11 protein-coding genes are annotated in these 13,620 nt (G+C 30.5%); 7 read left to right on the top strand and 4 right to left on the bottom strand.

Translation table 11 applies throughout. The annotated features are described in order from the left end of the window. Nucleotides 1-522: 522 nt before the first annotated feature. Nucleotides 523-2,580 carry a putative porin gene (locus tag Q0772_RS07705; protein WP_298342398.1) on the bottom strand — a complete coding sequence of 686 codons (2,058 nt, stop codon included), beginning with the start codon at nucleotides 2,578-2,580 and terminating at the stop codon, nucleotides 523-525. 312 nt (nucleotides 2,581-2,892) lie between these two features. Here Q0772_RS07705 and Q0772_RS07700 point away from each other — a divergent pair, with 312 nt between their 5' ends. The 6 genes from Q0772_RS07700 (at nucleotide 2,893) to Q0772_RS07675 (ending at nucleotide 10,066) form a co-directional block, all read left to right on the top strand. Continuing rightward, a complete protein-coding gene (locus Q0772_RS07700) occupies nucleotides 2,893-3,492 on the top strand; it encodes a ribonuclease HII (protein ID WP_298342395.1) in 600 nt (199 codons plus the stop codon). 100 nt (nucleotides 3,493-3,592) lie between these two features. Next, the gene (locus Q0772_RS07695) at nucleotides 3,593-5,956 is read left to right on the top strand and encodes a ribonuclease HII (protein ID WP_298342392.1); all 2,364 of its coding nucleotides are present in this window, start codon (nucleotides 3,593-3,595) and stop codon (nucleotides 5,954-5,956) included. A gap of 81 nt (nucleotides 5,957-6,037) precedes the next feature. Then, nucleotides 6,038-7,597, top strand: a complete 1,560-nt coding sequence (locus tag Q0772_RS07690) for an OmpA family protein (protein ID WP_298342389.1) — start codon at nucleotides 6,038-6,040, stop codon at nucleotides 7,595-7,597. Between the two features lie 5 nt (nucleotides 7,598-7,602). After that, nucleotides 7,603-8,280, top strand: coding sequence for a hypothetical protein (locus Q0772_RS07685; protein ID WP_298342386.1), 678 nt, complete (start codon nucleotides 7,603-7,605; stop codon nucleotides 8,278-8,280). A gap of 122 nt (nucleotides 8,281-8,402) precedes the next feature. Continuing rightward, a complete protein-coding gene (locus tag Q0772_RS07680; protein ID WP_298342383.1) occupies nucleotides 8,403-9,452 on the top strand; it encodes a nucleoid-associated protein in 1,050 nt (349 codons plus the stop codon). Nucleotides 9,453-9,523: 71 nt separating this feature from the next. After that, complete coding sequence (locus tag Q0772_RS07675; RefSeq protein ID WP_298342379.1) at nucleotides 9,524-10,066, top strand: nuclear transport factor 2 family protein; 543 nt, start codon at nucleotides 9,524-9,526, stop codon at nucleotides 10,064-10,066. A gap of 26 nt (nucleotides 10,067-10,092) precedes the next feature. Here Q0772_RS07675 and Q0772_RS07670 read toward each other — a convergent pair whose 3' ends face one another. Genes Q0772_RS07670 through Q0772_RS07660 form a run of 3 tightly spaced genes read right to left on the bottom strand, consistent with a single transcriptional unit; the run spans nucleotide 10,093 to nucleotide 11,475 of the window. After that, nucleotides 10,093-10,587 (bottom strand): hypothetical protein, encoded by a 495-nt coding sequence (locus tag Q0772_RS07670; protein ID WP_298342376.1) that lies wholly within the window; start codon nucleotides 10,585-10,587, stop codon nucleotides 10,093-10,095. A 1-nt stretch (nucleotide 10,588) separates the two neighbouring features. Beyond that, a complete protein-coding gene (gene lipB / locus Q0772_RS07665; protein WP_298342373.1) occupies nucleotides 10,589-11,287 on the bottom strand; it encodes a lipoyl(octanoyl) transferase LipB in 699 nt (232 codons plus the stop codon). A 29-nt stretch (nucleotides 11,288-11,316) separates the two neighbouring features. Next, complete coding sequence (locus tag Q0772_RS07660; protein ID WP_019388284.1) at nucleotides 11,317-11,475, bottom strand: YqaE/Pmp3 family membrane protein; 159 nt, start codon at nucleotides 11,473-11,475, stop codon at nucleotides 11,317-11,319. Nucleotides 11,476-11,773: 298 nt separating this feature from the next. Here Q0772_RS07660 and lysS point away from each other — a divergent pair, with 298 nt between their 5' ends. After that, nucleotides 11,774-13,465, top strand: a complete 1,692-nt coding sequence (gene lysS / locus Q0772_RS07655) for a lysine--tRNA ligase (RefSeq protein WP_298342370.1) — start codon at nucleotides 11,774-11,776, stop codon at nucleotides 13,463-13,465. Nucleotides 13,466-13,620 lie beyond the last annotated feature (155 nt).

Below are 13,620 nucleotides of genomic sequence, written 5' to 3'. Positions count from 1 at the left end.
CAATACTTTTTAAATCTTTTTTAGAAAAAAAATTTTACAACCCTTTTTCTTAACCTAATCCGTATCTTTATATGAACGATCGCTTACAACTTTACTGCTGTTTTTAGCGGGTGCAAACATACTACCTATTTTTAATTACACAATGACTTTTTTAAGCTTTTTTTTATTCTTTTTTTAACTGACTTTTAAATGCCTTGTTTTCTGCTATTTATACACCAGAATTTTTTTGAAACTTTTTTAATTTAAAAGCAATAAATGAGCTTTTAATGTTCATGTTTGTTTCATTCTTGATTAAAACTTGATATTAATTAAGCATCTGCACCTTTTATTTTACTCTTAACTTCGAATTAAAATAGATTTCATGCAAACAAACAACCTGTGAAAAACTGAAAACGCTAAATGTAATATTTTAAGTCAGAGTTTGAAAATTTATAGAAACAAGTAATTGCTAAAAATGGTCCAACAAAAATCCTGATATAAATTCACGGAGTTAAAAAACTTCAAAATGAATTTATAGAACTATTATAAGAAGAAATTCCATACTAAACCAAAACGAATTGAAAAATCTCGATAAGGATAAGTTGGAGCGGAATAATAATTATATCCAGTGAAGGATGCATTAAAATGTTCTAGTTTAAAAAAGATACGCGTTTGTCGGATTTTAGCATTTAAGAAAAAATCTAAGCGTGGAAAATCTCCAAATTCAGTATGGTTTTGGACATAGAATTCTGCTAACAATGGACTGTAAGCATCCATGTAATATTTAGTAAAGTAGTTGAGCGTAATACCAGTTTGTAAGTAAAGTGCTTTTTTAAACAGATGACTTGTAAAGTAAAAAGTATTTCTTGTATTGATTTCGGGAACGTTCAAAACATTATTATCATCCTTTACATTTTGATACATTATGGTGTTATTGATAGCAAACTTTCCAAACTTGATTTCATTTTCTAGCTTTCCTCTGAGATAACTTATCGTTTGGTTGTTTTGAAATGGACTTATCTGTTCTGAAATTTCATCTTTTTTAAAATATACGTAATCGTTTATGGTTGAATAATCTACCGTTAATTTTAAAAGTTCCTTGTATTTCAATTTGAAACCTATTTGCTGTGTTTCTATATTATTAAAATTATTTTGCCAATTATAATTTACATAGTCACTCTGATACAGTAGGGTATTGTAGTTTGGCACTTTTGAACTATGATTTATAGATGCAGAAGCTGCAATTTCGTTATTTATGTTAAAGCTTGCTATTGCTTTGAGATAATTACCCTCAAAGTCTCCTGTTAAATTAACTCCAGCCTCCCCAATAAGCTTAAATCCTTTGTATCGCTTACTATACTTGCCACCTACTCCTAATACGTTCCCTTTTAAACGATTTATAATGGTTTCGCCATTTAACTGTATTAATTTATTATACCCATAATTATAATTAGTATTATTGATATTAACCTGGATATTACCCAATACGTTATTATAATAATCTAACTGCACCTCATTATAAAAATTTTCCAAAGTAGCTTTATCTGACAATCCTGAGGTTTGGAATGCTTCCCCAAATATTGCTGAATTTACCTGTGATTGTTTGTACTGATAATATTTGTCTTCAAAAGACATAAGATGCCTAACACTTAATTTACTTTTGGATGTTGAATCATTCAATGTTTGAGGTAGAAATTTTTCTACTACTTTATTAAATACATCATAATTCTGATCTAGATAGAACCGCTTGCCTATCAATATATTTTCAGCATTTTCAAAATTCACATCTAATATAGGGCGCTCAAGAAATTCATCTTCTCCAGTTTCAAAATTTTCTACACTTTCATCTGTAAGCCCTCCATTTTCTTCATTTGATAGATCTTGGGTTACAAAATGCCCTCTGACTTGATAGCGTTTATTTTTAGTAACATAATTTGAAGTAAACCTAAAATTACCCGTACTAGTTATCATGTGTTGATAATTACCAATAGAGCGCATACCTTTATATGCAATAGAAAAATTAAATTGAGGTGATGTATTTACTGTAAAAAAAGAATCCGCCAATTGCCCTTGCTCAAAAGCTGTACGGTAAAACAATTCAGTTAATGGTGTAGGAACGTGATAATACCTTATATCTTCAGTAGCCATGTAATTAAAATGTCTAGCCTGAGCTCCAAAATTTGGCATAACACTTGTGTTTTCAAAGTTATGAGTTAACGAATTATATGTTTGTCCTAAGTTTGAAAAAGGTATTAATCCAAAATTGTCTTTACGCAAATAATTAAACTTATATTCTTTTTGTATTGTTAATGATGTATCAAGATATGTAGTATCTCTTTCATAAGTCATTATTAAATAATTCTCAATTTTAGCTTCTGGATTTTTCAAGTTTTTAATACTTGTTGACTCTTGAGATTGATTCTGTAAAGAATCTTGAATTCCAACTCCAGGAATATTCCGATTATTATTCAAAACACCTCTCCCAGTTTGAATTTGTGCAGATACTTGTATAAACACAAAGAACAGAAAACAACTAAATAAGACTTTTTGAATCTGATTTATCTTATATCTGTCCTTAGTAATTAAGTGCGCTTTAAACATAAAGGTAAATTGGGCAATTTCAGCTATGTTGTTTAATTATAAATTTTATGAGGCAAAAGTAATTATTTGAACGTAAAGTGCGAGTAATTATTTTAAATAAAGAAAGCCAGCATTTTTTGCTGGCTTTCTTTTCACTATTAAACATCTAATATATAGATGATAATTCGAAATTTAATTTGAGTTAGTCATAAACAAACATCTTAATATTATTTCTAAAAACCAATTTTTTATCAAAAAAAATGCATGTGATAGATAAATGTTAAGACGATTTAGGCCTTGATTGAAGACATATTATATCTTTGTTTTTAATTTATGTTATTACTTAATCATTCAAATTACAAGTTAGAATGTGGAACAGATGAAGCTGGCCGTGGCTGTTTAGCTGGCCCTGTTACTGCAGCTGCAGTAATACTTCCTGATGATTTTAAAAATTTAATCTTAAATGACTCTAAGCAAGTTAGTGAAAAAAAACGATTTATTTTAAAACCAATTATTGAAACCGAAGCATTGTGTTTTGGTGTGGCTCATGTTTTTCAGGAGGAAATTGATACAATTAATATCTTAAATGCTTCCATATTAGCAATGCACAAATCGATTGAATCTCTAAAACCTCAACCAGAGTTCATTATTGTTGACGGCAACAAATTTAAACCTTATAATAATATTCCATTTGAGACCATTATAAAGGGTGACGGCAAATATTTAAGCATCGCTGCTGCCTCTGTTTTAGCTAAAACATATCGTGATTTGTATATGAACAAAATACACCAAGAGTTCCCGATGTATAATTGGAAACAGAATAAAGGTTATCCTACCAAAGAACATCGGGAGGCCATAAAAAAATACGGCATAACAAAATACCACAGAAAATCATTCAGATTATTGCCCGAACAATTAAAGTTAGATTTATAAGTTTCTATATTTGTAGAAATTAATTCCATACATGAGATTTTTTTGCTTTACCCTCCTGCTTATTTTAGTTTTTGGTTGCTCTAAATCTAATACAGAACACTTGAATCTCTTAGATTTTGTTCCAAAAAACACATCTATAATCATCAAAACTTCAAACCTAGAAAGTTTAAGTAACAGTATTAGTAATAGTGATTTTTTAAACACTATATCTGAAGCTTCTTTCTCTGAGAAAATTGAACAAAAATTAAAACCTATATCTCACCTAAAATCAAGTAACGATTTATTGATTTGCTTTTCTAAGGAAGCCAATGATAGTCTTCAATATACAGTTATTACAAAATATTCTACGGACTTATTTATAACAGACTTATTACCAAATTATACAGAAGAAGTACTTACTTATAATAACAGGTCCATTATTAAATCCACATTACACAACAACACATTTTATAGCGTTATTATTGATAGCACTTTTTTCGCATCTTCATCAAAAACTATTGTAGATGATGCTTTTAACTTTGTGAATGATGATTTAGAACTTAAGAAAACATATAAAACCTTAAGTAACGACAAAACGCTTTCTTTAATTTTAAAATCTAATACTAATTTCTCACCTTCATTATTTATTGAAGATTCTGTGACTTCAAATAGGCTTTCAAGGTTTATTGCTGTTGATGTTGATTTGAATCAGAATGAAACTTATTTTAATGGTATAACAAAAGCAACAGATTCTACCGAAAGCTTAATTAATATTTTTAAAAAAACCACTCCTCAAGTTAATAAACTACCAAGCATAACTCCATCAAATAGTGATGGTTTTCTCAGTTTTACTTTTGATAATTTTGACATTTTCAAAGCGAATTTATTAAAATTCAATAAAAAAGATTCAATTACAAATAACACTAAACTTTTTAATGATATAGTGGAAATTGGTATTATCTACGAAGATAAAAACCGTGCTATTGTTTTAAATTCAACTGATGTTATTGCTACTAAAGATGCACTTTTAGCAGAGGAAACTATTGCAGACACTTACAGAGGAATCGATGTCTATAATTTTAGCAAGCCTGTTTTATTTGCCAAAACATTCAATCCGCTAATACGTTACAATGATGCGAATTTATATTGTGTTTTGGATGATTATTTTGTGTTTACAAATAAGATTGATATGCTACAAAATATTATAGCCAATTATCAAAACAAAACTACTTTAAATAATACTTCAAATTTCAAAAATGCTAAAGAAAAATTAAGTGATGCCGCCTCTATATTACAGGTAATGAATGCTACGACATTAAAAACCGTTTTAAATAAAAACATAGAAACGAGCTCCAATTCCGTATTTAAAAACTACAATACTTCGGCTATTCAATTTATTTATGATACTAATTTTGCCCACGTAAACGGCATCATTAAAAAGAATAAAACAAGAGCTACAGTTAATTCTGTTTCAGAAGAATTGAATATTAAACTGGATAAGCCACTTTTAAACACACCTCAATTTGTTAAAAACCACATTACTAAACAGAAAGAGATAGTAGTTCAAGATATAAACAACAACTTATATTTAATTTCTAATAAGGGTAAAATTCTTTGGAAAAAACAATTAAAAGGTGCTGTTTTAGGTAAAATTAAACAAATTGATATTTACAAAAATGGGCGATTACAGTTAGCATTTGCAACTCCAAATCGAGTTTACGTTTTGGATAGAAATGGCAAAGAAGTAAAACCCTTTTCTTTAAAATTTAATGACGAAATTACACAACCCTTGGCTATTTTTGATTATGATAACCGAAAAAAATATCGTCTTTTAGTTACTCAAGGCAAACATGTTTTAATGTACGATACAAAGGGAAAAACCGTTAGGGGCTTTACTTTTAAATCAGCAAATAATGATATAATCTCGCAACCCAAACATTTCAGAATAGGCAACAAAGACTACATTACCATAAAAACAAAAAACAAACTTTATATCCTTGACAGGTTAGGAAAAACAAGGGTAAGACCAAAACAATCTCATTCCTATTCAAACCAAGCCATTTTCTTGTATAATAATACTTTTACAACAACTACAGATCTAGGCGATTTAATTTCTATTGATTCAAAAGGTAATATATCTTCAAGAAATTTGAACCTTTCTCAAAATCACTATATAGAAAGTACAAGTAAAACATTAGTCACCCAAAGTGAAAATAAACTTACTATAAAAAATAAAACTACAGAATTAGATTTTGGGGAATATTCAAAACCTAAAATTTTCTACATAAACAACAAAATATATGTTAGCACAACAGATTTACAATCGCATAAAACATATTTGTTTGATAGTCAATTTAAATTACTTCCAAACTTTCCAGTTTACGGAAACTCCAATATAGATCTTGATAATATTGACAAAGACAAAAATTTAGAGTTTGTAACTAAAGGCGATAATAATGCCATTATTCTTTATCAAATTAATTGAATACCGAAATTTAACATTTCGTCTTTGTCTATAAAAAAGTAATTTCTATCTTTAAGGCAGCTATTAATCAAATAATTACAAATGAAAATACCCAAGAGTGCAATAAGCATCCTCTCCTTTTGGATGGCTTTTGTATTTGTTACTCCAAACCTTGAAGCTCAAACAAAACAAATAAAAAGGCCAAAAAGTAGAACTGGAGTTAATAGTGTTGATACTTTTGTTTCTGAGTCTTTTGATATTTATGATAAAGTATACAAATACGATGGTTATGCCCAATCAGGAACCCCATTAGAAGATGAGGATATTGATGTTCTTGAAGATGCTCTTGATAATCTTGAGGGTTTAAGTAACAGTGCACCTGATATTTTAGGAGACTTAGATGGATTGAGTGTTTTAAAACAAGGAAAGGCCACTCTACAAATGAATAAAGCTAAGAAAGCTTTAAAATATAGTATAAAAACTTCAAAAGAACTCCTTTTAGGTCAGCGAAAGCGTGATGAAAATGAGAAACCAAAATCTAAAAACGAATCAGGTGAGACATCATCAAATAAGACAAATTCAGGAAACAATCCAAATAGTATCGGAGAACCTGAAGAGGTTAAAGAAAATCCAAACATTTCAGACAATCTAGAAGTTTACAGCAAATATGATTTTGTTCCTGGAGACAAACTCTTATTTTTTGATGATTTTGCTCGAGATTTTATAGGAGATTTTCCAAGTAAATGGAATACTAACGCCTCTGGAGAAGTTGTGAAAATTGGAAATAAAGGTAAATGGTTTGAACTCAAAACGGGATATGGTGTTTTTTATATTCCAGATGTAAAAAATCTTCCTGAAGATTTCACCATTGAGTTCGACATCTTAACCAAAGGCATTAGCCAACAAACCTCATCTACGGCTAGATTCAACGTTATTTTAAGTGGTGATGATAAATTTAAAAATGGTTCTGATCATTTTGCTAAAGTATCTATACCTCTAGGGCAGTATTCAGCTTTTTCATTTAGAGCAGATAACTATTTTAATAGAGGTGGTGGTGCTATAAATACAGATATAAAAGCCGATATAAGAAAAGCTATACTTAACCAACCTCACATTGCAATATCTGTTACAAAAAAACGCTTTAGACTATGGATTAACCAAACTAAATACATTGATATACCTAGGTTTATTGAAGAAATAAATGTGCTTAAGTTTTTAAAGTTTCATCTTAACAATTTAAAAGACGGAGAAGAGCATTTATACATTACAAACTTAAAAGTTGCTGAAGGCGGTGTTGATTTAAGACGTAAACTACTTTCTGAAGGCAAAATATCCACCAATGGTATTTTATTTGATTCTGGCTCAGCAAATATTCAACCGCAATCTTTAGGCATAATACGCCAGATTTCTCAAGTCTTAATGCAGGATGAAAATATTAAATTAAATATTGTTGGACATACTGATGCTGACGGAACTGAAGAAACGAACTTAAAACTCTCTAAAGCAAGAGCTGCAGCGGTTAAAGATGCACTTGTAAACATTTACAAAATTTCTGGAGACAGACTTGAAACAGGTGGAAAAGGAGAATCTGTACCTATTGGAGATAATAGTACAACAGATGGAAAAGCTCAAAATAGACGTGTAGAATTCATAAAAATATAAATACCATGAAAACAAAAATTATAGTTCTAATTAGCGTTTTTTTCATAAGCTTCTCTTCTCTGAGTCAAAATGCCTGTAAAGCATATTATCCATTTGAAGAAGGCACCAAATTTGAAATTACTAACTACAACAAAAAAGGCAAAAAAGAAGGTGTAGTAAAATACGAAGTTACTGATGTAAATGGTAATGAAGCAACTATAAAAACAGTAATTTTTGATGGCAAAGGAAAAGAAATCACAACATCTAACTACAAAGTTATGTGTGAAGGAAATAAAGTATCTATCGATTTTAAATCTCTTATAAATCCAGACATGCTTAAGCAATATAAAGATATGGACATGGATATTACAGGTACAAATATTGAACTACCTAATTATTTACAAGTAGGACAATCACTAAAAGATGCCAACATGAATATGGCTATAAACATGGGTGGTATAACAATGAATATGAAGATTGATATGCTTAACAGAAAGGTTGACAAAAAAGAATCTATTACTACTCCTGCTGGCACTTTTGATTGTTTTGCTTTAAGCTATGATAATGAAATGAAAATGGGCATGAAAATGAAATTTAAAATTAAAGAGTGGATCGCTGAAGGTGTTGGTATGGTAAGAAACGAATCCTACAATAAAAATGGCAAACTTATGGGCTACTCTGAACTTACAAGTTTTAAGAAATAAGGATTTTTAACCACCAAAAGCAAGTCCTCGAATCTTGAGCGTCAAAATGTAATGTTTTGGCGCTCATTTTTTATATCAAACTCAGCATAATTTTATAGTATTGCATTAATAATACACAACAAATGATTTCAAGAAAAAACGCGTCCATTTCAAAATTCATCATCCATAAAGTAGGTAATAAATTTAATGATACAAAAAATGCTTTTTCAGAAAAGTTAGTCGATTTTGACGAAGCTAGTTATGATTTAATGTTACCTTTTCTTTTAAAACCTTTTGGAAGCGTGGTTCAAAGCTATCGTTTTAATCATCATGCAAACATCTCTTTAAACGAAATTAATAGCTATTGCACACAATTATTTAATGATGAAGATGGGTTTATAGATATTTCAAAACATATTGTAATGCATTTATACGAGCAATCTAGTTCTGCACAAATAAAAACTGGCGATGTTTTAGTTGTTATGTTTGAAGGTATCGAGTTTAGAGACATGACTACCAATGCCATTGGAATTTTTAAAATTGAAAGTAAAGTGAATTTCTTTCAAACCTATTTAGAAAATAATAGCTACGATGTGTTGGTGCAAAAAGGTATAAATTCTAAAAAAGTAGATAAAGGCTGTTTAATTTTAAATCAAAGCGACACAGAAGGTAACATTATTTTAAGTGTTGATAATAATAGTTACGATGCACAATACTGGATTAATCATTTTTTAAATATTAAGTATGCTGATGACGCTAATAACCATACCCAACAATATATTGAACTTTGTAAAGAATTCTCTACTGAGGTTTTAAAAACCAATTATGGAGCCAAAGAACGAAACACTTTTTTAGCTCAAACCATAGATTTTTTTAAAGAAAATGAAGTTGTAAATATTGAACGCTTCAAAGAAGAACTTTTTGAAGAAGAAAAGCACATTAGAGAATTTGAAAATTATAAGAAAGAATTTGAAGGCGAGCAGAACCTAGTAATTCGAAATCAGTTTGATGTTGCTGAAGCCGTTTTAAATAAAGAAAAACGAAAAATTAAAACTGATATTAAACTAGATACTAATATTCAAATTAAATTAGATATTGATGCACCAGATGCTTCTGCTGAATATTTAGAACGCGGCTATGACAATGAGAAGAAAATGCATTATTACAAGGTGTTTTTTAATGCAGAAGATTAATTTTTTGAATATCTGCTTCAAATACACGAACTTGTAGAGATTAGTTTTAATTATAAAATCTATACAAAGTCATGAAAAAAACAATACTACCTTTGGTTGTTTTACTAATTGCCACTATTGAAACAACCTTTGCATTTACACTAAAAAATAGCGCAACACCAACTATAGAAATAAATAAAGATTCTCTACGTATTGCAGAACTTGATAAATTTTGGACTGAATTAGCAAGAACAGTTCGTGAAGGTGATTTTGAAGGTTATTCTGCTACTTACCACGAGGATGCCGTAGTTATATTTGCTTCTGGTAAAAATAAAACTTCCATTCCTGCAGCCAAAGCTTTGGCTGGTTGGAAACAGGGATTTATAGATACTAAATCTGGTAAAAATAAAAGTGATGTAAAGTTTCGTTTTTCTCAAAGAATTGGTGATAAAACTACAGCTCACGAAACGGGGATTTTCATTTACACATCTTCAAATAGTAATGGCGAAAATGAAGTACAGTATAGAGTTCATTTTGAAATGCTTCTTATAAAACGCAACAATAAATGGCTTGGAGTTATGGAATATCAGAAATCTGATGCTACTGAAGAAGAGTGGGAGGGTATGAAGAGATAAGCCTTAGATTTATTAAGCCTGAGAAATCAATCTTGATTTTTATCAACGCCAGTTATATCATCAATAGAGCCTTTAAATAAATCTGCATCGGTTTTGATAATACGTTTATAAAGATGGTAAGTTTCAAGAAATAAACACAAACCAAAAACAAACATTAGTAAACACACCATATAAGCTATATAAACCTCAGTATTTTGGTTTGTTTGATAGAGCAAATATAATGAGTACAACAAGTACAAAGCTGTTAAAACCTGAGATATTGCAAATAATGTATTACCTACCCACAATACAACATCTTTAAAACCTGTTGCTTTTGATTTTAAACCATAAAACCTCATTGTTTTAAAATGATAGACAACACTTAAAACACCAGCAGGAATCATAAAAAGAGGAATAAGCATACTATACTCAAACCGAGCGTTTTCAATGTAGAAAACAATATACATTAAAGCAACTAAAAACCCTGTTAGCGCAATACTTATAATTAATAATGAAATTTTTAATATGCGCTTTAATCTCATTTTAAATAAACTCTGCCTCGAAAAGCGTTGTAAAATGTTTTAGTAATTTTTCTTTAACCTCAGTCTCATCCACTTGCTTTTTTCCAAGTTCTACATTTAAAGAGGTTACTGCTTTACCTCGAATACCGCAAGGAATCATTAAGTCGAAATAACCCAAATCTGCATTTACATTTAATGCAAAACCATGCATGGTTACCCAACGGCTAGCACGAACTCCCATAGCACATATTTTACGTGCAAATGGTGTTCCTACATCTAGCCAAACTCCTGTTTCTCCAGAACTACGTTCTGCTTTTAAACCGTATTCAGCAAGTGTTAGGATTATCATTTCTTCTAAGAATCGCAAGTATTTATGAATGTCTGTGAAAAAATTATCCAAATCCAAAATAGGGTATCCTACTATTTGACCTGGCCCATGATAGGTAATATCTCCTCCACGGTTTACTTTATAGAATGTTGCGCTTTTAGCTTTTAATTGAACTTCATCAACTAATAAGTTAGACATATTGCCACTTTTACCTAAGGTATACACATGAGGATGTTCTACAAACAAAAAATAGTTATTGGTTTTCAAATTAGCACCTTCTCTCCTATTTTTAATTTTAGAATCAACGATACCTTTAAACAACTTTTCTTGGTAATCCCAAGCCGCTTTGTAATCTTGCAAACCTAAATCTTGTAGTTCTATTTTTTTATTCATAGCCTACAAAATTACGATATTTTTATATTTTAATTTTTTGGATTGTTAAGTATAACTAATGCAGCTATTACGCCAGGTACCCAACCACAAAGCCATAATAAGAAGACAATAATAATAGAGCCACACCCTTTATCGATAACGGCTAAAGGTGGGCAAATAATAGACAGTAAAACTCTCCAGAAACTCATTTTTGATTCATTTTAATTGATGATTAACTATTTGACGTAAAAGCTTGTTGTTTGTTACACTTTGCGTTAGGGATAGTAGTGGCATCCTTTTTAAAACCTTTGAAAAAACATTTTACTTAGAAACTTAAATTTAACAGATTGTTACGGTTGTTCTTTCTTCACCATGACGTTTTAAAAAGATATAACGAATAGCCCGACCCTTGCGGTAACGCCCAAAAAAATCATAAATCAATCAACTAGAAAAGGAAATCAAATGTTTATCTTTGTGCCTTAAAAATTTTTACTTAGAATTTAAATCATGTCACAATTATCTGAACAAGAGCTTGTAAGAAGAGAGAAGTTAGCAAAATTGCGCCAGTTAGGGATTAACCCTTATCCTGCGGATTTATACCCTGTAACACATACCTCTAAACAGGTAAAGGATGGTTTTGAGGTGGCAAAAAAGGTGGTGATTGCTGGACGATTGATGATGATAAGAGTACAAGGAAAAGCAAGTTTTGCTGAGTTACAAGATGCCGAAGGAAACATACAAGTATATTTTAATAGAGATGAAATTTGCACTGGCGAGGATAAAAGCAAATACAATGACGTGTTTAAAAAACTTTTAGACTATGGTGATTTTATTGGTATTGAAGGCGAATTATTTACAACTAAAGTAGGCGAAAAAACCGTTATGGTTAAAGACTTTAAATTGCTTAGTAAAGCCTTGAAACCTTTGCCTTTGCCCAAGGAAAAAGATGGTAAAGTTTACGATGCGTTTACCGACCCTGAGCAGCGCTACAGACAGAGATATGCAGATTTAGTAGTAAACCCACATGTTAAAGAGGTTTTTGTAAAGCGTACAAAATTGTTTAATGCAATGCGCCAGTTTTTTAATGACTCTGGTTATTTTGAAGTTGAAACACCTGTGTTACAACCTATTCCTGGTGGTGCTGCGGCGCGCCCATTTATTACGCATCATAATGCTTTGGATGTACCTTTGTACATGAGAATTGCTAATGAATTGTACTTAAAACGATTAATTGTTGGTGGTTTTGATGGAGTTTATGAGTTTTCTAAAAACTTTAGAAATGAGGGAATGGACAGAACCCACAACCCTGAGTTTACGGCTATGGAAATATATGTAGCCTATAAAGATTACAACTGGATGATGGATTTCTGTGAGCGTTTACTTGAGCATTGTGCTGTTGCTGTAAATGGTTCTACAAAAGCAACTTTTGGAGATTATGAAATCGATTTTAAAGCACCTTACGCCAGAGTAACCATGGCTGATTCTATAAAACACTTTACTGGGTTTGATATAACTGGAAAAAGTGAAAGTGAAATAAGACAAGCTGCCAAAGATTTAAGTGTTGAAGTTGATGAGACGATGGGGAAAGGCAAGTTGATTGATGAGATTTTTGGCGAAAAGTGTGAAGGCAATTATATCCAACCAACTTTTATTACGGACTATCCGAAAGAAATGAGTCCGTTATGTAAAGAACACCGAGATAATCCTGAATTAACAGAACGTTTTGAGCTTATGGTTTGTGGTAAAGAAATTGCAAATGCTTATTCTGAACTTAACGACCCTATTGATCAACGTGAGCGCTTTGAACACCAATTAAAATTAGCTGCAAAGGGTGATGATGAAGCTACTGAGTTTATAGACCATGATTTTTTACGTGCTTTGGAATACGGTATGCCTCCTACGTCTGGTATGGGAATAGGCATGGATAGATTGATTATGTTTTTAACCAATAACCAATCTATACAAGAAGTACTATTCTTTCCGCAAATGCGACCTGAAAAAAAGGCTGTTGCTGTAAGTGATGAGGCTAAAGGCATTTTAGAAATCTTGAAAAAAGCTAAAAAACTTGAACTTGTAGATTTGAAAACCCAATCTGGTTTATCTAATAAAAAATGGGATAAATCCATTAAAGAATTGACTAAAAATAGTTTAGCTAAAGTTGAGAAAATTGACGAAGGCTTATTTGTTAATATAATTTAAGGCTTTACTTTAATTTTTTTATATCGAAAAACCATACTAACCCCCTTACCCCTTAGATGTAAAAGCTTTTAAAAGACTAAATAGTTTGAAAATTAACTTCAAGACAAAAGTTAAATGGTATAATTTTTGTAGCTATTTTTTTATTAATTTCATTC

The organism is uncultured Algibacter sp. (assembly GCF_947490405.1).
Taxonomy (GTDB): Bacteria; Bacteroidota; Bacteroidia; order Flavobacteriales; family Flavobacteriaceae; genus Algibacter_B.
Note: the sequence above shows the minus strand (reverse complement) of the source record. Positions and strands in the feature narration are given on the sequence as shown.